This is a genomic window from Pontibacter akesuensis, from assembly GCF_001611675.1.
GTDB lineage: Bacteria > Bacteroidota > Bacteroidia > Cytophagales > Hymenobacteraceae > Pontibacter > Pontibacter akesuensis.
Genome location: NZ_CP014766.1, coordinates 635,933 through 658,519, shown reverse-complemented (window position 1 = coordinate 658,519; position 22,587 = coordinate 635,933). Strand labels below are relative to the sequence as shown.

At 52.0% G+C, this 22,587-nt stretch carries 19 protein-coding genes; 14 read left to right on the top strand and 5 right to left on the bottom strand.

The genetic code is table 11. From position 1 onward, the window contains the following. Window positions 1-61 precede the first annotated feature (61 nt). The 10 genes from A0W33_RS02690 to A0W33_RS02645 all read left to right on the top strand — a co-directional run bounded on the left by A0W33_RS02690 (window position 62) and on the right by A0W33_RS02645 (window position 10,856). Window positions 62-1,393 (top strand): peptidoglycan DD-metalloendopeptidase family protein, encoded by a 1,332-nt coding sequence (locus A0W33_RS02690; RefSeq protein ID WP_068836739.1) that lies wholly within the window; start codon window positions 62-64, stop codon window positions 1,391-1,393. Window positions 1,394-1,808: 415 nt separating this feature from the next. Continuing rightward, window positions 1,809-3,203, top strand: a complete 1,395-nt coding sequence (lpdA, locus tag A0W33_RS02685; protein WP_068839888.1) for a dihydrolipoyl dehydrogenase — start codon at window positions 1,809-1,811, stop codon at window positions 3,201-3,203. A 406-nt stretch (window positions 3,204-3,609) separates the two neighbouring features. Then, window positions 3,610-4,722, top strand: coding sequence for a fatty acid desaturase family protein (locus A0W33_RS02680; protein WP_068836738.1), 1,113 nt, complete (start codon window positions 3,610-3,612; stop codon window positions 4,720-4,722). 148 nt (window positions 4,723-4,870) lie between these two features. Continuing rightward, complete coding sequence (locus tag A0W33_RS02675; RefSeq protein WP_068836737.1) at window positions 4,871-5,458, top strand: carboxymuconolactone decarboxylase family protein; 588 nt, start codon at window positions 4,871-4,873, stop codon at window positions 5,456-5,458. 14 nt (window positions 5,459-5,472) lie between these two features. Beyond that, complete coding sequence (locus A0W33_RS02670) at window positions 5,473-6,345, top strand: hypothetical protein (protein WP_068836736.1); 873 nt, start codon at window positions 5,473-5,475, stop codon at window positions 6,343-6,345. A gap of 10 nt (window positions 6,346-6,355) precedes the next feature. Further along, complete coding sequence (locus tag A0W33_RS02665) at window positions 6,356-6,724, top strand: response regulator (RefSeq protein WP_068836735.1); 369 nt, start codon at window positions 6,356-6,358, stop codon at window positions 6,722-6,724. 139 nt (window positions 6,725-6,863) lie between these two features. Continuing rightward, the gene (locus A0W33_RS02660) at window positions 6,864-7,385 is read left to right on the top strand and encodes a GNAT family N-acetyltransferase (RefSeq protein ID WP_068836734.1); all 522 of its coding nucleotides are present in this window, start codon (window positions 6,864-6,866) and stop codon (window positions 7,383-7,385) included. Between the two features lie 81 nt (window positions 7,386-7,466). Then, complete coding sequence (locus tag A0W33_RS02655; RefSeq protein WP_394331611.1) at window positions 7,467-8,453, top strand: YpdA family putative bacillithiol disulfide reductase; 987 nt, start codon at window positions 7,467-7,469, stop codon at window positions 8,451-8,453. Between the two features lie 2 nt (window positions 8,454-8,455). Then, window positions 8,456-9,268: a 4,5-DOPA-extradiol-dioxygenase gene (gene ygiD / locus A0W33_RS02650; RefSeq protein ID WP_172798078.1), complete on the top strand. Its 813-nt coding sequence runs from the start codon at window positions 8,456-8,458 to the stop codon at window positions 9,266-9,268. A 241-nt stretch (window positions 9,269-9,509) separates the two neighbouring features. Then, window positions 9,510-10,856, top strand: coding sequence for a DEAD/DEAH box helicase (locus A0W33_RS02645; RefSeq protein ID WP_068836731.1), 1,347 nt, complete (start codon window positions 9,510-9,512; stop codon window positions 10,854-10,856). Between the two features lie 258 nt (window positions 10,857-11,114). Here the strand turns inward: A0W33_RS02645 and A0W33_RS02640 are convergent, their stop codons facing one another. Beyond that, window positions 11,115-12,017, bottom strand: coding sequence for a DMT family transporter (locus A0W33_RS02640; RefSeq protein ID WP_068836730.1), 903 nt, complete (start codon window positions 12,015-12,017; stop codon window positions 11,115-11,117). 155 nt (window positions 12,018-12,172) lie between these two features. On the opposite strand from A0W33_RS02640, the gene A0W33_RS02635 reads away from it, so the two are divergent. From A0W33_RS02635 to A0W33_RS02620, 4 genes are all read left to right on the top strand, one after another. Next, window positions 12,173-13,345, top strand: a complete 1,173-nt coding sequence (locus A0W33_RS02635) for an AI-2E family transporter (RefSeq protein WP_068836729.1) — start codon at window positions 12,173-12,175, stop codon at window positions 13,343-13,345. 76 nt (window positions 13,346-13,421) lie between these two features. Next, entirely contained in the window at window positions 13,422-14,690 is a 1,269-nt protein-coding gene (locus tag A0W33_RS02630) for a replication-associated recombination protein A (RefSeq protein WP_068836728.1), read from the top strand. Window positions 14,691-14,963: 273 nt separating this feature from the next. Then, window positions 14,964-16,727: a signal peptide peptidase SppA gene (sppA, locus tag A0W33_RS02625; protein ID WP_068836727.1), complete on the top strand. Its 1,764-nt coding sequence runs from the start codon at window positions 14,964-14,966 to the stop codon at window positions 16,725-16,727. 280 nt (window positions 16,728-17,007) lie between these two features. Beyond that, window positions 17,008-17,823, top strand: a complete 816-nt coding sequence (locus A0W33_RS02620) for a purine-nucleoside phosphorylase (protein WP_068836726.1) — start codon at window positions 17,008-17,010, stop codon at window positions 17,821-17,823. Between the two features lie 63 nt (window positions 17,824-17,886). Here A0W33_RS02620 and A0W33_RS02615 read toward each other — a convergent pair whose 3' ends face one another. The 4 genes from A0W33_RS02615 to A0W33_RS02600 form a co-directional block, all read right to left on the bottom strand. Next, entirely contained in the window at window positions 17,887-18,318 is a 432-nt protein-coding gene (locus A0W33_RS02615; protein WP_068836725.1) for a hypothetical protein, read from the bottom strand. A gap of 13 nt (window positions 18,319-18,331) precedes the next feature. Next, complete coding sequence (locus A0W33_RS02610; protein WP_082815106.1) at window positions 18,332-19,111, bottom strand: type II CAAX prenyl endopeptidase Rce1 family protein; 780 nt, start codon at window positions 19,109-19,111, stop codon at window positions 18,332-18,334. A gap of 307 nt (window positions 19,112-19,418) precedes the next feature. Further along, window positions 19,419-20,240, bottom strand: a complete 822-nt coding sequence (locus A0W33_RS02605; protein ID WP_068836723.1) for a DUF4249 domain-containing protein — start codon at window positions 20,238-20,240, stop codon at window positions 19,419-19,421. Next, a complete protein-coding gene (locus A0W33_RS02600) occupies window positions 20,240-22,552 on the bottom strand; it encodes a TonB-dependent receptor (RefSeq protein ID WP_068836722.1) in 2,313 nt (770 codons plus the stop codon). The genes A0W33_RS02605 and A0W33_RS02600 overlap by 1 nt, the downstream gene beginning before the upstream one ends. Window positions 22,553-22,587 lie beyond the last annotated feature (35 nt).

Sequence of the window (22,587 nt, the reverse complement as noted above, 5' to 3'; positions counted from 1 at the left end):
TTTTTTTCATCGGTTAAAGCCTATTTTCGTGCCGATTTGTGAACAAAGGAACTTTTAGCCCATGTTGAATAGCAGTAAAGGATTTGCCATCCTGATTGCGTTTTTGCTGCTGGTGTGCATCACCGCTGCCCAAACGCTCGACTTTAAACCAGAGGACCTGCTGGCCCTGGAGAAAGTGAAAGCCGCCGCCGCGCCGGAGAGAGTTATCCCCATAAAAAAAGTACCGGCACCCATCGTCTACGGCATCAAAACAGACTCGCTGGAGATTGTGGAGGGCGAAGTGGAGCGCGGGGAAGTCCTTTCGCAGATCCTGGCCCAGTACAACATCGATCCGACCACTGCTTACAATCTGGCGCAAAAATCCAAAGACATTTTTAACGTGCGCCGCATCGCCTCTGGCCGCAACTACACTATTCTGCACAAGCGCGACTCCGCACAGACAGCCGAGTTCTTTATTTATGAGCCAAGCCAGGTAGAGTACGTCATCTTCGACCTGCGTGATAGCCTGAACGTGGTATTGCACAAGCGCGAGGTGCAGGTGCTGGAGCGTGTGCTGGCCGGCGAGATCAAAAGCTCCCTTTTCGAAAGCATTGTGGATGCCGGTGGCTCACCGCAGCTCGTGAACAAGTTTGCCGATATCTACGCTTGGCGCCTCGACCTGAACCGCATACAGCCCGGCGACCAGTTTAAGCTTATTTATGAGGAGAAAGTGGTGAATGGCGAGACCATCGGATTCGGGGAACTGAAATCAGCCTTTTTTGAGCATGAGGGAGAGCCGATTTATGCCATCGGGTTTGATACCGGCGAAGGCATGGACTACTTTGATGAGAAGGGGCAGAGCCTGAAGCGTGCTTTCCTGAAAGAGCCGCTGGAGTATAGCCGTGTCAGCTCGCGCTTTTCGAAGCGCCGCTTCCACCCGGTGCAAAAGCGCTATAAAGCCCATTTGGGTACTGACTTCGCCGCGCCGCGTGGCACACCCATCCGTACGGTTGGCAATGGCGTGGTGGTGGATGCTCATTACACCCGCGGCAATGGCTACTTTGTGAAAGTACAGCACAACAAGACCTATACCACGCAGTACCTGCACATGTCTAAATTCGCTAAAGGCATCCGCAAAGGAGCCCGCGTGAAAATGGGCCAGACCATCGGGTATGTAGGCAGCACCGGACTGGCAACGGGACCGCACCTGTGTTACCGCTTCTGGAAAAACGGCCGCCAGGTAGATGCGCTTAGCGTAAAACTGCCCGCCGCCGACCCCGTAAGCAAGAAACATATGGATGCGTTTGCTGTTATCAAAGACGAAACCGTTCGCCGCATGCAGGCCATCGACCTTAAAAATGCAAAGCAGGACCTGCTGGCAAAGGGCAAAGAGAAAAAGCCCGCTGGCGCATAAAAACTTATTTGTGATTATTTGATTTGAATGAAAGGCGCTGTTGTGGCGTCTTTTGTTCTTTGAGGCTGATAGGGAATGGAAGCGAATAGTATTCAGCAGATGCTGCCCCTCACCCTCTCCCCAAGAGGCGAGGGGACTTGCGCAAAGACCTCGCAGCGTGCGCAGCTCCTGCGAGCGTCTGACAATGGTATACCCCGCTTTCCTCCAAGTATAAATTCGTCAAATTCAAGTGAAGGAAAGTATAAACCATTGCTTCTTGTGCCGCTGCTACGCATTTTCTCCTTTCTTCTGGCGCTTTCGCCGTATCACCTTAACAGATTCCACCCATTTTGCCAAAAAGCACAGCAGGAGCAAGGCGGTTTTGCAGTATGGGGATTATCGTTTAATTTTGTCTATCAACTATAAAAAAGAGACTATGGCATCAAAATACGATTTAGTAGTGCTGGGTAGTGGCCCGGGTGGTTATGTGGCCGCTATTCGTGCGTCGCAGCTTGGTTTGAAAGTAGGTGTGATCGAGCGCGAGTCGCTGGGTGGTATCTGCCTGAACTGGGGCTGTATTCCCACGAAAGCATTGCTGAAAAGCGCAACTGTGTTTGAGTACATTAACCACGCTGCTGACTATGGCATTACTGTAGGCGACGCTTCGGTTGATTTTGATAAGGTGATTCAGCGTAGCCGCGGCGTGGCCGACGGCATGAGCAAAGGCATACAGTTCCTGTTCCGCAAAAACAAGATCGACGCGATTATGGGAACGGGCAAAGTGGTGGCCAAAGGCAAAATTGAGGTAACCAATGCTGAGGGCAAAAAGGAAACGGTAGAAGCGACGAACATCATTCTGGCAACAGGTGCGCGTTCACGCGAGTTGCCAAACCTGCCCATCGACGGCAAGAAGATCATCGGCTACCGCCAGGCTATGGTGCTGGAGAAGCGCCCTGAAAGTATGGTAGTAGTTGGTTCCGGTGCCATCGGGGTGGAGTTTGCCTACTTCTACAACGCCATGGGTACCAAGGTAACCGTGGTGGAGTATATGCCGAACATTGTGCCTGTGGAGGACGAAGAAGTATCGCGTCAATTAGCCAAGTCTTTCAAGAAGGCGGGCATCAACATCATGACGGAGTCTTCTGTGGAGTCTGTGGACACAAAAGGCGACATTTGCAAAGTGAAAGTAAAAACGGCGAAAGGCGAAGAGACGCTGGAGGCTGAGGTGGTGCTTTCTGCTGTGGGTATCCAGACAAACCTGGAGAACATTGGTCTCGAAGAGCTCGGCATTAAGGTGGAGAAAGGTCGCATTGTGGTGGACGACTTCTACAAAACGAACGTGGACGGCATCTATGCTATCGGCGATATTGTTCCGGGGCCGGCACTGGCACACGTGGCCTCTGCGGAAGGAATTATTTGTGTGGAGAAAATTGCGGGTCAAAACCCGGAGCCATTGAACTACGGCAACATTCCGGGCTGTACGTACTGCTCTCCTGAAATCGCCTCTGTGGGTCTGACTGAGAAAGCCGCCCGTGAGCAAGGGCTGGACATCAAAGTGGGCAAATTCCCATTCTCTGCTTCTGGTAAAGCCAGTGCAGGTGGTGTGAAAGAGGGCTTCGTGAAGGTGATCTTTGATGCCAAGTATGGCGAGTTCCTGGGCGCGCACATGATTGGTGCCAACGTTACCGAAATGATCGCGGAGATTGTGGTGGCCCGTAAACTGGAAACTACCGGACACGAAATCATTAAGTCGGTGCACCCGCACCCAACTATGAGCGAGGCCGTGATGGAGGCCACTGCAGCTGCTTATGATGAGGTAATACACCTATAAATAAGGTGTAACTAAATAAAAGGAAGGGGTTGGCCAAGCTGTTTGGCCAACCCCTTCCTTTTTATTCATGCCTCTGTACTGCTTTACCCTTTGGGCTACAACAGTATAACTAAGAGAAGCCTAATCCAGGCTTCCAGGGTAACTGTGCTCTATCGGCTTTGCTAATTTTTTTTCTGCTGCTCCTGCTGTTGCTGCTGCACTCATGCTTTATACTTATATTTAGCCAAAATTGAGGATAATCAGCTTTTTAAGGAAAGCTCCGGGTAGTTCTGGAGCAGAGGCGACAGGGGCAAGAGGAACTTAAAGTGTGTTTTTTTGCTTGTTTTACTAAATATCTCGCACTCCCTTTCAGCTTCCTCCGGGCATACCCTCGCCTTTAACATCTAAATTGCTAGCACCCAAAACTATGAATGTAAAAACCAAAGTAAAATTCGTGAGCAAGGACAAAAACCTGTTTTTTGCCACTTTGCGCAAGCGCGTTGATACATACTTCATCGAGAACAACATCGCAAAAACGGCCAATACTACCATGGTGGTAAAGAGCGTGGTGCTGTTGCTGGGCTATATAATGCCTTTTATTTTGTTGCTCGCCCTGCAGCCTGCCCTTTGGGTAAGTATGGGGTTGTGGTTCATCATGGGCCTGTCAGTGGCAGGCATTGGTATGAGCGTAATGCACGACGCTAACCATGGCGCCTACTCTACCAATAAAAAAGTGAATGACATGATGGGCTTTACCCTGAACCTGGTGGGTGGCTCAGCCTTTAACTGGAAATTGCAGCACAATGTACTCCACCATACTTACACCAACGTGGTGGAGATGGACGAAGACATTCAGGACCGCCTGGTGCTGCGCTTCAACCCGCACTCCAAGGTGAAGTTCTTTCATAAACTGCAGTGGCTGTACGCTTTTGCTTTTTATGGCTTGCTGACGCTCTACTGGGTAGTGGCCAAAGACTTTGTGCAGTACGCCCTGTTCAAGAAAAACGGCGTGAACGCCAACTCTGATGCTAAAAACAGAACGCTGCTGCTGAAGATCGTCTCGATGAAGGTGATTTACCTGTTCACACTGCTGGCAGTGCCGCCTTTGTTCTTCGGTATCCCCTTCGTGCAGGTGCTGTTAGGCTTTTTGCTGATGCACTTTGTGGCCGGTATTATACTTACCGTGGTGTTTCAGCTGGCGCACACCGTGGAGGGCACCAGCCACCCACGGCCCGATGAGCACGGCAACATCGAGAACGACTGGGCAATTCACCAGCTGAATACCACTGTCAATTTCTCGCGTAACAACAAGTGGATATCATGGTACGTGGGCGGTCTGAATTTCCAGATCGAGCACCACCTTTTCCCGCGGGTGTGCCACGTGCATTATCCGGCTATTTCCTCCATTGTGCGCGAAACGGCGGCAGAGTACGGTATTCCGTACATGGAAAACGAAACCTTTGGGCAGGCGGTGAATTCGCACATTGCCACCTTGCGCCGTTTCGGCAGGCTGCCGGATTTGAACGAGGCGATAGGTTAAAAGAGAAATATAGTAAAAGCAAAAGCGGCAGGGGGAGATCCTCCTGCCGCTTTTGCTTTTAGGGAATTGAAGATGAATAAAATATTTCGAGGATAACACAGCACACGTCGGAATTATTTTTAATTTTATATCTTCAAATTTATATATAATGATTTCTACGATTACTGTTCCAACGCAGAGCCGCTATCGCCTAGTAGAGTACCAAGAGGCGAGCCCTGAAGTAAAGGCTATATACGATGACGCCATGAAGACGCTGCAACTGCCGTTTGTGCTGAACTGGTTTAAATGCCAGGGCCAGAACGCCACCTTGTTGCGTGGAAACTGGGCAAAGCTGAAGGCCACCCTTATTGACGGACAGGTGCCGAACGTGCTGAAGCAACTGATTATTTACAATGTATCCAACCTGCGCGGCTGCGACTACTGCGCCAAGGCACACGGTATTTTCGCCGACAGCATGAGCCAGCTCATCAGCACGGAAGAGAACTACAGAGCCACTGAGCTGGAGTCGTCGCTTTTGCCAAGCAGCTACAAAACCGCTATTCGCCTGGTTACAAAGGCAGCGCTGCACACCGAGAGCCTGACAGATGAGGATTTCGAGGACCTGAGAAAAGAAGGCTTCACAGATGAGGAAGTGCAGGAACTGATGGCGCAGGCCGACCTGGTGAACATGCTCAATACCATCGCCACCGTGTCCGGCATCAAACTGGACAACGAGCTGGCAGAGGCGGAATTTTAAGCGGTACGGCGGCCATGACTGTTGATAATCAGGTTTTTAGGATCACCTACGAGGCATTTTCACGCTTCTCTAACAATCTGATCCGCTGCCGCGACTTACAGGCTGTAACCGCTTGTTTCCGGATAAACCTGAAGTACCTTTTCAACTTTCATACCTTCCGGGCAAGTTACCAACGGGGCAACACTTTCCTTCACCTGCAGGTATCGGCCGGAGGGGCAAACATTGAAATTGCCAACGTGCCGGCGTACCTTCCTTATGAGGAGGAACTGCTGGAGCAGCGGGTACCCAGGCATTGGACAAGTATAACGGAGCTGGACTTACCGGAGAGTTACAGGCTGTCTGCAGAGGAGCAGGCAGAGTTGTGGGGATGGGTGATTCAGATCGACGCGGACCGGCACATTACGGTATCGGTGCTTTCGGCCGGCAACAGGGCCTTCACCCGGAAAGATATTACGTTTCTGAAACTGGTGGCCGAAAACCTGGAGGCTAAGCTATTTGAGCTGTGCCTACTGCAGGAGCTTGACAGCAACAACAGCAGGCTGGAGCAGGCGCTGACCACCATTAACGAACAGAACAGTGTGATCTCCTCCATTATGGAATACCAGAAGGGGGTGATTGTGGAGCGCACCAAAGAGATCGCTTCCAAAAATGAGCGCTTGCTGGAGATATCGGTGCTGAACGCCCACAAGGTGCGGGAGCCGCTGTCGCGTGTGCTGGGCCTGATAAACCTGCTGGACATGCGGCCCTGGTCGGCGGAGCAGGTCACAGCCGATATCATGCCAAGGCTCCGGTCGTCGGCACAGGACCTGGATGGAGCGCTGAAGGAGGTAATTGAAAAGTCTACCTCAGATTTGATTAAACTACAGGTAACAGAACTACAAGTATAGGAAGAGACAGATGAAAAAGATTGTTTTAGTGGATGACATGGAGATATTTAACTTCATTATGGTCACTTCTATCAAAAATGTAAACCCTGCTTTTACCGTGCACGATTTCACGGACCCGCAGCAGGCTTTTGAGTCGCTGGACGAGCTCAGCCCCGATGTGGTGTTCCTGGATCTGAACATGCCGATAATGGATGGCTGGAGCTTTCTGGAGCGGATGCAGGAGCGTAACATGCAGCAGAAGGTATACATCCTCACGTCCTCTACAAGTGAACTGGACAGACAGCGGTCTAAGGAATTTCAGAACGTGGTGCAGTTTTTGGTAAAGCCTGTGGAGGAAGAACTACTACAGGAAATTCTGCAGGACCCGGAACTGGTGTAGCTTCCTGCTGACAACGGGATATGGGACTGCCTCCAGGCATAAGTCCCACCTATATGTAAAGGTTTTATAAGAGCCAAAACAAATGGCGGATTTGCCGCTTATATAGGCTTTGGTCTTCACAAACTCCTAACAGGTTTCAATGCCTCACGCACAATTCACCCCCTGTACCCCCGCAGACCTCCACACGCTGCAGGACATTGCCATCAATTCCTACGGCGACCACTATCTATACTTGTGGTACGACGGCGGCATGTGGTACATTGACCGCAGTTTTAAAGATGAAGCCCTGAAAGCAGAGCTCGCTGACCCGAACGCGGCTTTCTACCTAATTCACGCGGAAGAGGAGCTGGTGGGCTTCCTGAAGCTGAACCTGCACAAGGCGTTTGCCGAGTATCCGGCAGCCGAGGCGCTGGAACTCGAACGCATCTACCTCACAAAAGCAGCATCAGGAAAGGGCATTGGCGCCGAAGCGGTGAAATTAACCAAAGCCATCGCGGCAGAACACGGCAAGAAAGTGATCTGGCTGAAAGCGATGGACAGCAGCCGCTCCGTGGATTTTTATGAGAAGAACGGCTTTGAGAAGTGCGGCACCCATCGCCTCGACTTTGAGCAGATGAAGCCGGAATACCGCGGCATGTACGTCATGAAAATGGAGCTGTAGCCGCGCAGGCGCACCCGCAAAACTTTGTTGTCCTACTTGGTGTTATAACAGGTGCGCTTAAATACGCGAACCGACAAAAGAATACACTTGGATACAACATACGACATACTCATTATTGGTGCCGGCCCCATTGGGCTGGCGGCAGGGCTGGAGGCCCGGAAAGCGGGGCTAAGCTACCTCATCGTGGAGAAAGGCTGCCTCGTGAACTCCATTTACAACTATCCCCTAAACATGACGTTCTTCTCCACCGCAGACAGGTTGGAGATCGGCGGCATTCCGTTCCCCTCTATTCACGCTAAACCTACCCGTGCCGAAGCCATGGAGTATTACCGTCGCGTGGCCGATAAGTTTGAGTTGAACATTAACCTGTTTGAGGAGGTGCAGCACCTGGAGCCGATAGGAGAGCAGTACCACATCAGCACGAACAAAGGCAGCTATGTGGCCCGCCATGTGGTGGTGGCTGTCGGGTTTTACGGCATTCCGAACCTGCTGCACGTGCCCGGCGAGAACCAGCCGAAGGTACGCCACTACTACTTCGACCCGCATTACTATTACCGCCAGAAAGTAGTGGTAGTCGGCGCCAACAACTCAGCCGCCGACGCAGCCTTGGAAACATGGCGCAAGGGAGCCGACGTAACCATGGTGATTCGCCAGCCAGAACTGGGAAGTATAAAGTACTGGACCAAGCCGGATCTGGAAAACCGCATCAAGGCCGGGGAGATAAAGACATACTTCAACGCAAGCCTGACAGAGGTGCGGGAGCGGGAGGTTGATATTCAGACGCCGGAGGGCAAGCTCACCCTGGAGAATGATTTTGTTATTGCCATGACCGGTTACCAGCCCGACTTCAGTTTTCTGGAGAGAATAGGCATCAAGCTTACAGAAGACGATAAGCGGCACCCGCAGTACCACCCCGAAACGATGGAGACAAACCTACCCAACGTGTATTTGGCCGGCGTAATTTGCGGCGGGATGGACACGCATGTGTGGTTTATTGAGAACTCACGGGAGCACGCCGTGAAAATAGTGCAGCATATTGTGCAGGAAGAAAAAGTGGCGCAAGTATAAATATGGATTTGTTAAAAAGCCTAAACCAGCTACCCAAGCAGGAGTACCGCATGCCTGTGCTCTTTGTAGGCCACGGCAGCCCGATGAATGCGGTGGAGGAAAACGAGTTTACCCGTGGGTGGGCAAGTATGGCAGACGGTGTTCCGAAACCGAAGGCTATACTTGTAGTGTCGGCACATTGGCAAACGAAAGGGACTGCTGTAACCGCCATGGAGCAGCCGCGCACCATTCACGACTTCTACGGCTTTCCGCAGGCGCTTTTTGACGTGCAGTACAATGCCCCGGGCAGTCCTGCGTTTGCCGCCGAGGTGCGGCAGCTGGTAAAGAAAGCCGAACTGCACCTCGACCACGAGTGGGGACTGGACCACGGCACCTGGAGCATCCTGAAGCACATTTACCCTGCCGCCGATGTGCCGGTGCTGCAACTTAGCCTCGACTATACCAAACCGCCCCAGTGGCATTATGAGCTGGCACAGGAGCTGGGCAAGCTGCGGCAGAAAGGGGTGCTGGTGGTAGGCAGCGGCAACATAGTGCACAACCTGCGCCTGCTCAACTGGCAGAACCCGGACGTGGCTTTCGATTGGGCCGAGGAGGTGAACAACCGGGTAAAGCAGCAGATTATAACAGGTGATGCGGAGCCGCTCATCAAATATGAGCAGTTGGCCAAATCGGCCTCCATGGCCATTCCAACGCCGGAGCATTACCTCCCGCTGCTGTATACTCTGGGCTTGCGCCAGGAGCAGGAGCCGGTGCAGTTTTACAACGACAAATTGCAGCTGGGCGCTATTTCCATGAGCTCGCTCCGGGTAGGCTAAGGCTTAAATTCGACCGGTTAGGATGCAACATAGAATAACGCTATCTTTGCAACTTGCATTCTTATCAACACTAAAGAACTATACTTGCCTTATTTAGGTTGATAGCAATAATACAGGTCGGGAATGGCCCAGGATGTCGGTAGGATTCTCCACTAAAGACATCAACATATCAGATTCCGGCCACCTTACCGCAGAAGCAACGCACAAGGTGTTGCGCGGTTTTTATTTGAAAAACCATTGAATGACATTCGAAGATCTTAATTTGATTGAGCCAATCCTAAAAGCTCTTAAAACAGAAGGATACACCAACCCAACACCAATCCAGCAAAAGTCCATTCCGCTTATACTTCAGAAGAAAGACCTGTTAGGTTGTGCTCAGACGGGTACAGGCAAAACGGCGGCTTTTTCTATTCCGATTCTGCAATTGCTGCACGAGCAGCAGCAGAACAGCGACCAGAGAGGCCCCCGCAAGATAAAAGCCCTGATCCTGACGCCGACGCGTGAGCTGGCCTTGCAGATTGGCGAGAGCCTTACTTCTTACGGAAAGCACACAGGCCTGAAAAGCACTGTTGTTTTCGGAGGCGTATCGCAGCACCCGCAAACAACGGCACTGAAGGCAGGCATCGATATTCTGGTGGCTACACCAGGACGTTTGCTCGACCTGATGGCGCAGAAGTACGTGCACCTGAACAGCATTGAAATGTTTGTGCTGGATGAGGCGGACCGCATGCTGGACATGGGTTTTGTGAACGATGTACGCAAAGTGCTGAAGGTGTTGCCAGAGAAAAAGCAGTCGCTGTTCTTCTCGGCTACCATGGCCCCGGAAATCATCAAGTTGGCGAACACTATCCTGGTGAATCCTTCGCAGGTGGAGGTAACGCCGATTTCGTCTACGGTGAACACCATCAAGCAGGCGGTGTACTACGTGAAGAAGAACGACAAGAAAAACCTGTTGCTTCACTTGCTGAAAGACGGCTCTATTGACCGTGCGCTGGTATTTACCCGCACCAAGCATGGCGCCGACAGAGTAGCCCGCGATATCAGCAAAGCAGGTGTGCAGGCAGAGGCTATTCACGGTAACAAGTCGCAGAATGCGCGTGTGCGTGCCTTGGATAACTTCAAGAAAAGCCAGACACGTGTATTGGTTGCCACGGATATTGCCGCACGCGGAATTGACGTGGATGAACTATCGCACGTGATTAACTTTGAGTTGCCGAACGAGCCGGAAACCTACGTGCACCGCATTGGTCGTACGGGTAGAGCCGGTGCCAGTGGTGTTGCGCTTTCTTTCTGCGATGCAGAGGAGACGCCATACTTGGCCAGCATTCAAAAGCTGATCTCTAAGTCTGTTCCGGTTATCGACAACCATCCGTTCCCGCTAACAGCGAAGGATTTTGCCGAAGCAGCCAGCACGATAAAGCAGCAGAAGCAGCAGAAAAGAGGCGGCGGCGGAAGACGTCCTTCCAGTGGCGGAGGCAGCAGCAGACCAGCTGGTGGCCCACGTAACGGAGGCGGCAGCAGCCAGGACAACCGAAGCGGTGCGCCACGCAGCGAGAACCGCAATCGTTTTGCCAAGTCAAACGCCTAGCCCTACCCTAAGTATAAATAAGAAGTCCTGCCGGTGCTAAACCGGCAGGACTTTTTTTGTTTGTCTGAATCAGGATTTGCTGGATTTCAAATGATTCACAGGATGAAGGTTAGAGCAGCTGATCCGGCAGACGCTCGCGGGACCTTCGGACACCGTGAGGTCTTTAGGGCAGGCACCATTGCTAAACGGGTAAGACGCTCGCAGCGTGCGCAGCTCCTGCGAGCGTCTGGCGCTACGCAGCTACAGTTAAAACAGCAACTATTCTACTGCTGCCGCCGCTTTCTGCCGCGTTCGGCTTACCAGGTACACCCCCGTGAAAATCAGCAACGCGTACAGCCCTTTCTGCCACGTAAACTCATCTTTGCCAACACTCACTGCGATAAGTATGGCCATTACCGGCTGCAGGTAAATATAAGCGCCCACCAACGAAGGATTGGCGTAGCGCAGTGCCCAGGTGTTGAGCAAGTAGGCCACAATCGTCACGGCAAACACCATGAACACAATAGCCACCCAGATAGAGGTCGGGAAGGCAGTGTAGTCGGGGGTAAGCAATTGGCTGAACCCAAAGGGAATGACGATGACGGCACCCACAGTAAAGATGCGGCTCACAATGGTAATGGCTTTATACTTCTGCATCAGCGGTTTTACCAGCACCAGGTATAAGCCGAAGGAGGTGGCGTTGAGCACAATAAGCAAATCGCCCCAGAGGTTGCCGGTGGCACTCTCTCCGCGCGACGTATAAATGAGCAGAAAGGCACCGAGGCAGGCCACAGCAATGCCCGTTACTTTGCGCGTGCCGATGCGCTCGCGCAGCAGTATGGCCGAGAATACCAGCACCACCACCGGCACAATCACCATCAGTAGGGCCGCATTAATGGGCGCTGTCAGGTTCAGGCCGCCGAAAAAGCAAAGCTGGTTTACGGCCACGCCCGTTACGCCGCAAAGTATAACCCGCAGGTTGTCTGCCCATCCCACAATCTTCTCTTTCGAAACAAAGCGGGCGAATATGCCAAAGAACAGTGCCGCTGACACTACCCGGATCACAATCAAGCCGAATGGGCCGACGTAAAACGGCATCACCTCTTTAGCTATACTGTAATTGCTGCCATAAATCAACGCCACCAGAAAGAGGGCCGCGTGCACCTGTACTTGCTTACTCATGGCACAAAGGTAGCGTGTTTCTGTTTGAAAGAGGTGTAGTCAATCTTAAGTGTTTTGAATTGCCCCGGCCTGTGCCGCCATATTTTTTCAGGTGACAGGAGGTGATTTTGCTGCTGCACCGTATATAGGCAAATCAAACAACATGAAATGATTATATGACGAATAATTTACCGCTGACTGTCCGGAGATCGATTGAAGTCATGGGGCTCTTTTTCCTGGGATGGCTCATTGTGTTGGGAAAAGGCATTCTGGCCCCGCTGCTGATGGCTTTCTTTTTAAGCATCATGCTGCTGCCGATATACCGTTTCTTTAGAAGCAAGAATCTTCCCGAAGCAGTTTCCATTGGCATCAGTCTGCTGGTGCTGGTCCTGCTGATGGCCGGTATTGTTTGGTTTTTCTCCTACCAGATCAGCAGCCTGGCATCTGATTTTCCTACCATCCAAAAGAACGTAACAAACCACCTCCGCACGCTGAGTGCCTGGGTCGAAGATATTTCACCGCTCTCCACAGAGGAGCAGACAAGCTTTATAAGCGAGCAAAGCAGCCGGATTCTAAGCTATGCCGGGAACATGCTGAGCGGTGCCGCACTTTCCATCACGGGAATCTTCGTTTTCATAGGCTTGCTGCCGATCTACATTTTTCTGCTGCTGTTCTATAAGAACCTCCTGTTGCGCTTCGTGTTTTTTTGGTTTTCCAACGACAAGCACGAGAAAGTGGAGGGCGCCATGCGTGAAATGGAAACCATCATCAAAAGTTACCTGTTTGGCCTGCTGATCCAGATCACGTACATCACCATTCTGCTGGGCGGCATCCTCATGATTGTTGGCATAAAGCACGCGATCCTGATCGGGGTGATCTTCGCTTTCCTGAACCTGATCCCATACGTGGGCGCCTTGCTGGGCAATATCATCGGCGTGCTGATCACGCTTGCCTCCTCGTCGGAGTTGTGGCCTATTGTAACGGTGCTGGGTGTGATAGCGGCTGTGCAGTTTCTGGACAACAACATCCTGATGCCGCGCATTGTAGGCTCGAAGGTACGAATTAATGCGTTGGCAAGTATTGTGGGGGTAATTGTAGCCGGCGAGATTGCGGGTGTTATTGGTATGTTCCTGTCGCTGCCGATTATTGCGGTACTCAAAATCATCTTTGACAGAACTGAGAGCTTTAAGCAGTGGGGCATCCTGTTCGGCGACGAGCGGCCATCGGAAAGCCCGATGGAAGAGCCCGCCCTGCGCGAAGACAGTGAGCACGTGGAACGACAACTGCAACGGGAGAATGAGATTGAACCGACAGATCACACGGATTTGGATGGTGATACCAGACGGTAAATACCGGCTTACCTCTTTCCTCTCAAATTCGTAGCTTTGCCATACTCCTGTTCCGGAGCAAGTATAAAAAGAGCACATGAATCACCCGAACATACCCCTGGCCGAGCGCATGCGGCCGCATAATTTAGATCAGTATTACGGACAGAAGCACCTGGTGGGGCCTACCGGTATTTTGCGGCGCTACATAGAAGGCGGTGTAATACCAAGTATGATTCTGTGGGGACCGCCCGGCGTGGGCAAAACAACGCTGGCCAACATCATTGCCAACCAGATGAAAGTGCCTTTTGTGGCCCTTAGCGCTATCAACTCAGGCGTGAAAGACATCCGGGAGGTGATAGAGCAGGCCAAAAAGCGGCAGGGCACTGTACTGTTTATCGATGAGATACACCGCTTCAACAAATCCCAGCAGGATGCGCTACTGGGTGCCGTGGAAAAGGGCACGGTAACTTTGGTGGGCGCCACGACCGAAAATCCCTCGTTTGAGGTGATATCGGCTCTGCTGTCGCGCTGCCAGGTATACATCCTCAAGCACCTGACCAAAGACGAGCTGATTGAACTGGTGGACAAGGCGCTGGAGCAGGACGAGTGGTTGCGCCACCGCAACGTGCGGGTAGAGGAGTACGAGGCGCTGCTCACCATATCGGGCGGCGATGCGCGCAAGCTGCTCAACCTGCTGGAGATTGTGGCCGAAGGCGTAAAAGGCGATGAGGTGGTGGTGAAAAATGACCTGGTGCAGCAGGTGGCCCAGCAGAATATTGTGATGTACGACAAGTCCGGGGAGATGCATTACGACCTGGTATCCGCCTACATCAAATCCATCCGCGGCTCTGATCCGAATGCGGCCGTTTACTGGCTGGCCCGCATGATAGAGGGCGGCGAAGACCCGAAGTTTATCGCCCGCCGGCTGCTGATCGCTTCTTCGGAAGACATTGGCCTCGCTAATGCGAACGCGCTGCTGATGGCGACCAACTGTTTTCAGGCGGTGCAGATGATCGGGTATCCTGAGGCGGAAATCATACTTTCACAGTGCACTATTTACCTGGCCACCTCGCCTAAAAGCAACGCGTCCTACAAAGCCATTAAGCAGGCGCGGGCGGTGGTGCAGCAAACGGGAAACCTGCCGGTGCCGCTGCACATCCGCAACGCGCCCACCAAGCTGATGAAGGAGATTGGCTACGGCAATAACTACAAGTATGCGCATGACTATGAGGGCAACTTTGTGCAGCAGGAGTTTATGCCGCAGGAGCTAAGCCACAGTGCGCTTTTCCAGCCCGGCAATACCGCTCGCGAAAACGAGATGCGCAAACAGCTGCAGTCGCAGTGGGGCAAGAAATACAACTATTAGTTCTGAGTTGGTAGTTCTGAGTTATTTTTAATTTTATGATGTGCCTGTGGCTCATTGAAATCAATTTAAATGAAAGCTTAAGTTTGAATTCAAAGCTGTTTGACTCAGAACTCGAGACTCAGAACTCAGCACTCTCACATATTAGTATAGGAAAAGCAGGGGTTGGTCGAGAAGGGGAGAAGTAGTTGAACTTTACGCATTAAATTTGTTTATTGAAAGTATGGAGCCTGTGCAGGTTCCTGATTCCACGCATTATTCTAACCAACATAACACATGCTAAATTTTCTGAAATACGTATTGGCCACTATCCTTGGCCTGCTCGTATTCTCCTTTCTCAGCATCCTGATTCTGATCGGTATTGCTGCAAGCGCAGGTTCTGATGATGAGGTGAAAGTAGCCGAGAACTCGGTGCTGGAGCTTAAGTTTGACAGGCCCATTACAGAGCGCGACCCACAGAACCCGCTGGCAGAACTCGGGTTTTCTTTTGGCGGTCTTTCCAGTACAGATGGCCTAGACCAGATCAAAGCTTCTATTCGCCGCGCTAAAAACGACGAGAACATTGAGGGTATTTTCCTGAACATGACTTTCGTGGATGCCGGTATGGGCAAGCTGGAGGAGATCCGAAACGAGCTGATCGATTTTAAAAAGTCAGGCAAGTTTGTGGTTTCCTACACCGACCTATCTACCGAGAAAGCCTACTACCTGGCTTCGGTGGCAGATAAGATTTACCTGAACCCGATGGGCACGATAGAGTTCAACGGCATGAGTTCGGAGCTGATTTTTTTCAAGCGCCTGCTGGACAAACTGAACATCGAGGCCCAGATCTTTAAAGTGGGTACTTACAAGAGTGCCGTGGAGCCGTTCTTCCTGGAGAAAGCCAGCGAGGCGAACCGCGAGCAGCTAAACTCTTTTCTGAACTCCATCAACAATTACCAGCTACAGCAGATCGCCAAGGCACGCGGTATTCAGTTAGCCGCACTAAAGGAGGTGCAGGATAACCTGTTGGTGCGCGACCCCAAGGATGCTCTGAAGTATAAGCTGATTACCGATGTGGGCTACTATGATGAGGCGCTTTCCTACATCCGCGAGCGTATAGGCGTTGAGGAGAAGGACGACCTGGAACTGATCGAGTTCTCGAAGTATAAAAAAGTAAGGGGCGGCGAAGAAACGGGCTCCTCAAAAAACCGCATCGCCGTAATTTACGCCGAAGGCGACATTGTGGACGGCGAAGGCGCCGATGATAACATTGGCGGAACCCGTTTTGCGGAGGCTATCCGAAAAGCGCGCCTGGATGAGAATGTGAAGGCAGTGGTATTGCGCATCAGCTCGCCGGGCGGAAGCGCGCTGGCCTCTGATATTATCTGGCGGGAGGTGCAACTAACTAAAAAAGTAAAACCGATCATTGCCTCCATGTCCGACCTGGCCGCATCCGGGGGCTATTACATGGCCATGGGCTGCGATACCATTGTGGCGCACCCGAACACTATTACAGGCAGTATTGGTGTATTTGGCGTTATCCCGAATATACAGGGCTTCCTGAACGAAAAGCTGGGCGTGACAGTAGACCACGTAAGCACCGGTAAGTTTGCCGACATGCCCACCATCACCCGCCCGATGACTGAGCAGGAGAAGGAGATCATGCAAAACCAGATCAACCAGATCTACGACACCTTTACCAGCAAAGCCGCCCAGGGCCGCGACATGAGTCAGGACCAGCTGAAGGAGTATGCCTCCGGCCGTGTTTGGTCGGGAGCCGAGGCAAAAGAGCGAAACCTGGTGGATGTGTTCGGCGGGCTGGAGGAAGCCATTGCCATAGCGGCTAAGAAAGCCGGTGTGGAAGATGATTACCGCCTGAAGACACTGCCGGCGCGCAAGTCGTTTATGGAAGAGTTCTTCGGCGGGATGAGTGCCCAGGCAAAGGAGCAGGCCATCAAAGCCGAAATGGGAGAGCTTTATCCGTTCTACAAACTGTACCAGAAAGCTGCCCACATTACAGGCGCGCAGGCGCGCATGCCGTACGACCTCGTAGTGCAGTAGTGGTTGGATTTTGAATGAGTGGATGAGTGATTGAGTGAATAAATCAATCACTCAGAAGTCTGCAGATACAATGAACCGCTTTTGGGTATGGCACCTGAAAGCGGTTTTGTTTTATCGCAAAGCTATTTTTCGCAACTTTACACGTAGAGAATTACGAATTATGCAGCTTTTGCTATGGCTCAACAGTTTGGCTATGTTAGCGAACCTTTTCTAATTCACTCAGTCACACATTCACTCATTCAAAATTCAGTTATCCAGTTATTCAAAATTGATCCACACCATGATCTTACAACTACAGGAAGCTACCGACTACATACAGCAGCGCATTGAAAACTTCGCCCCGGAATTCGGGATCATACTTGGCACCGGATTGGGTGCGCTTGTAAACGAGCTGGAGGTTAACCATACTATCTCTTATGATGAAATACCGTACTTCCCGGTTTCCACAGTGGAAAGCCATTCCGGCAAACTAATTTTCGGCTTGCTGGCCGGCCGCAGGGTGGTGGTGATGCAGGGGCGCTTCCATTACTACGAAGGCTATAGTATGGAGCAGGTTGTTTTCCCGGTGCGCGTGATGAGGCTGTTGGGAGTGCAAAAGCTGTTCGTTTCTAACGCGGCAGGCGGCCTGAATCCTGACTTTACTACGAGCGAGCTGATGATCATCACAGATCATATAAACCTGCAGCCAAGCAACCCGCTCATCGGCAAAAACCTGGATGAGCTGGGCCTGCGCTTCCCCGACATGAGCGACGTGTATGATGAGCACATGGTGCGCGAGGCAATGGTAATTGGCGATGATTTAGGTATTACACTGCAGGAGGGGGTTTATGTGAGCGTTCCTGGCCCGATGCTGGAGACGCCGGCAGAGTACCGCTATCTGCGCGTGATCGGGGCGGATGCCGTGGGAATGTCCACAGTGCCGGAGGTGATTGCCGCCCGCCACATGGGCATGCCGGTTTTCGCTGTTTCAGTGATCACCGATATGTGTACACCGGACCGCCTGAAGAAAGTAAAATTGGCCGATATTCTGGAGGCCGCCGCCATCGCGGAACCCCGCATGACAGCCCTCATAGCTGAGTTAATTCGTCGCAGCTAGAATAATTGAACAAATTATAAAAGCAGCGGCCGCACTTGTTTCAGGTGCGGCCGCTGCTTTTAGTTATTCTGCAGCTCGCTCCGCAAAACGAAACGTGATACCCCAACTGCCGCGCAAAATTGGATTAAGATCACCTCCAACATTGCTCAGCAGGGCCACTTCAGTATGAAAGCCAAACTGCTTTTTCTCGAACGGGTAAACGCTCAGGCCCACCGGGACTACCACTCCGTCAAAATCACCAATGCGTGCGCCAAGCCCGGCATCGAGAAAGTAATCCTCCCGCCGCAGAAACTTGTAGGGCAGTACCGCCTCCACACTGAAGCTGTCATCGGTGTAAACATCGGTGCTTAGCCGTATCTCCGGGGCTAGTCGATCAAACTCATATCCCACAGCCACAAACGGAATGCTGGATTGGTGATAGGACACATTCACCTGGGCAAAAGCAGGAACGGCTGCCAGGGCAAGCAGCGCTGCAGCAAGTATAAGTCGTATCATATAGTAGGGGTGATCAATTTGAGGCAAGATAGCCGTAAATGAGAAAGAGAATGAGCGCGTTGTTGAACATGTGCTGCACAATAGACCAGCCTAGCCCCAGGCGCAGGCGCGTGTAACCTAGAAATATGCCGCCAACCAATTGTGGTAGCACCAGCATTGGGAGCAGGTAAGCAGGAAAATCCACATTTCGGTAATTCAGCAAATGCATCAGGGCAAAGAGCAGCGTAAAGAAATAGAAAACCAGGCCAAAATGGTATTGCCATAGTTTCCGCAGGTTCTCTCTCCAGACTGGCTTTTTGATGAACAACAGCACTGCACCAATCAGTACGGCTAAAAGCAGGAGCGCCTGCGGCAGTGCCAATCCGGCTGCCGTAGCCAGTACAGGGCCGTAGTGAAAAGCAAAAACAGCCAGCGCCGTTAGTACAAACCCGCCGGAGTACAGCAGCGGCAACCTGAATACGATTTCCTCCTGTATGGGCGCCAGAAGTATAAGTGTTATAAATAGCAGTACAAACGGTTTTCCCTCTAAGTAAGTCCATGCTTCGCCCAGGTGCTGCAACTGGAAGCCAATTGTTTTGTACACCAGGCTCAGCAGCACCAACAACAAGGTTAGTACCACCAACTGAATCAGCAGGATTTGGAAAATGAGCGGCAGCTTTACCTCCAGCACGTTATGCTCGCGCTGTACCTGTTTGGGGTGCAAGGCAAAACTCCAGAGGTGCCTCATTGTGTCTACAATAGAAGGGGGCGGTGTGAAGGGAGGAGCGCCCATAAACAAGTAAGGAGTCTTCATAGCTGCAGCATGAGGGAGTTGTTATAGCATTAGTTAAATATATGTTATTTAAATTTGATTATAAATTTTTGTATTCTGTTTGTTTATGCAGTCTGAGCAGTGCTTCGTTATAGCCTCCATAATGCAAGTTTTAATTTTTTGAGAGGGGGCTAGATTAAAGGGAAACCCAGAATTATAGCTTGGCTTGAAACAGAAAACGGCTCCCTGTTTAAGGAGCCGCCATGCCTTGAACCGCTGCATCAGTCTGCACCGGCTATACTTATACTTATTTCGAAGAGAATAGCTCTTGAAGCAGCTCCTGATTTGCCTACTTTGTGATGATAACTGTTTTGCGGTCGTAAGCGAGGTTGGTGAAAATACCGATGCCGCCTGTTACTGACGAGTTAATCTTGGCAGGCTGGGCAAACGGGTTTCCGTTGGCATCTTTCGCAGCGTCAGTGGAGGAAAGAAACTCATAGTACTGCTTTTCGATATGAAACAAGGTGACGATCAGGGTATCGCCTTCCTTATAGTCGTACCCGGAGCCATAGGATACGCGAATGCCGTTCGTTAGCTCATCAGAGGTGGCGAAATCGCGCTGTGCCCCATGGTTTAGGCTGTCCCGGTGCGTCATGTAGCGGTACCAGTTGGCGGTGTTGCCGTTGTCCTGAAAGGAGGTGAGCAGGTACGCCTCGTCTTTGTCATTAAAATTCCAAGCCACTTTGGCAATGGGCACCTGTCCCAGGATCGTCGTAAAGCCTGTTACCCGGCGTCCTTTTCCGTCAGTCACCTCGATGCTGTAAACATCCCCTGGCTTGCCCTCCATTATCTCACCGGAGGTGTGGGTAAAGTAGCGGCCTGACTCTTTGTTCTGTGTGGGCCTGTTAGACAATTTAATGCGTTGGCCGGTGTGCGTGGTTACTATTACCTCAGCCTCCGGTACCAACGGCAGTGCAATGGGGTCGAGGTAGCCGGCAGTCTCCAGCACCAGCGCGCGGATGGGTTTGCCGGGTTCCAGGTAACACTCCACCACCAACTGTGGCTTGTGCGCAGGCAAATCCACCTCAATGTCCTTTTCCATATCGCAGGAGCTGCTCAGCAAGGCCAGAAGCGGCAGCATGAAGTATAATAATGATTTGGCGAAGTTCATCAGAATTTAAAATTATAGGTGACGGACGGGATAGCCGGAAACAAAGAAACCTGCTTTGCCTGGAAGCCCACCGTCTCATCAATTGTCTTGTCCTTAATTTGCTCGAAGTACACAAAGTACGGGTTACGGCGGTTGTACACGTTGTACACGCTGAAGGTCAGGTCTGCCTCGCCGCGTTTCGGCTTCAGTTTTAGCACAGCGCCCAAATCCAGGCGGTGGTAGGGCGCCAGCCGGAACGTGTTCCTGTCTTCGTAAACGGGAATGATGGTGGGGTTCTTGCCCTCCACATCCTGCAGGGGGAACCGGGCCACGGGCAACGAAATGGCCTGGCCCGTTCCAAACACGAAGGAGCCCGTCAGACTCAGGCGCTTGTTCAGCTGGTGCAGCACCACCAGGCTGATGTCGTGGCGCCGGTCGTAGCGCGTGGGAAAGCGCCTGCCTTCGTTTATCTCCTCGAACTGGCGGTAGGTCCAGGAGAGTGTGTAGCCTAGCCACCCGGTGGTTTTGCCCTTTACCCGCTCCAGGTAAATCTCGTTTCCATAGCTCTCACCCCGGCCAAAGAGGAACTCATTTTCAAGGCTGTCGTTCACGAACAAATTGGCGCCGTCGCGGAAGTCAATCTGGTTACGCATCCACTTGTAGTATACTTCGTTGGTGAGCAGGTACCTGCCTTTGCCCAAAAGCTTGTTCAGGCCCAGTGCCACCTGCTGCGAGCGCTGTGGTTTTACAAAGGAGGTGGAGGGGTACCAGATATCGGTGGGAAGCGAGGCGCCGGAGTTAGCCACCAGGTGCACGTACTGCATCATGCTGGCATAGCTTGCCTTTACCGAGGTGCTCTCGTTCAGGTTATACTTGGCTGACGCGCGCGGCTCCAGGGCGCTATAGGTTTTGCCGCCGCTGTTAAAGGCAGATACCCGCAGGCCATAGTTAACAGATAGCAGCGCATTGATAGTGTAATCGTCGGAAACGTAAGCGCCGAACTCACTTGCCTCAAACTCGTTGCCGGAGCTAAAGTTCTGGCTGTTGTCCTCGGAGGTAAAGTTGAGCCGGCCCACGGTAAAGTAGTGGCGGGTAGCCAGGGCTCCGAACTTCAGGCTGTGCCCTTTGCCCAGAAACCAGTCGAAGTCGGTTTTGAGAGTGTAGTCCTTTATATCAGAGGTAAGCTTGATGCTGAAAATATCAATTCGGTTGTTGATGTTATACTTGTAGCCAGTGGTACTCATCGAGGTGGTGGCATACAGGTTGTTGCTGAATTTGTGTCGCCAGCGCAGGTTGGCCATGGTGTTGCCCCAGTCAAAGCCGAAAACAAAATCACTGTCCTTGAAGCCGAAGAAGTCGCGTCCGTAGTAGCCACTCAGGCTTAGCTCGTCTTTCTTCCCCAGCTTAAAATTCAGTTTGCCGTTCAGGTCGTAAAAGTAATAGTCCGGGATGGGGTTGTAGTCGTCGTTGTTCTCGTTCAGGCGGTTAAGCTGGCGGGTAAAAATATCTACGTACGTGCGCCGCCCTGATAAAATGAAACTTGATTTGTCTTTTTGAATGGGACCTTCCACTGTGAGGCGGGAGGCAATCAGGCCGAGGCCGCCCCGGGCGCTGAGCTGCTGATCGCTGCCCTCGTTCTGCTTCACATCCACCACCGACGACAACCTGCCCCCAAACTGTGCCGGGAAACCGCCTTTGTAGAGTTCCACGCTTTTAACGGCATCGGGGTTAAACACACTGAAAAACCCAAAAAGGTGCGAGGCATTGTAAATAACCGCATCATCAAGAAGCACCAGGTTCTGGTCAGGGCCGCCGCCGCGCACATACAGGCCAGCGGTGCCCTCGCCACTCGACTGCACACCCGGCTTCAGTTGCAACGTTTTAATCAGGTCGACTTCCCCGAACAGCGAAGGCAGCAGCTTAGCATCGCGGCTCGAAAGTATGTCCACGCTCATGCGGGTATCGTTCAGCCTCTGCCGCAGCGAGGCTGATTCTACCTGCACTTCGCTGATCTGGTTGCTGGCGGCTTCCAGCGCAATATTGAGGCGCTGGGCCTTACCGGCTACTGTTATTGTTTGGGACGAAGGAGTGAAGCCAATATAGGTAGCCTGCAGCACGTGCTCCCCGTTCGGAAGGTTAAGCGAATAAAAGCCCTGCTCGTCGGTAACGGTACCGCGCTGCAGCCCCGGAACCGATACGGTGGCACCTACCAGATACTCTCCGCTGCCCGCTGCCCGCACGTACCCCTGCAACAGGTGGGTTTGCGCCAGCGCAGGCAGTGAAAGGAAAAGTAAGGCTATAATATATAAAAACGATGGGTATGTAAACCGCATTCAGGTAATGTTAAGCTGCTCAGTGTTTAACCAAA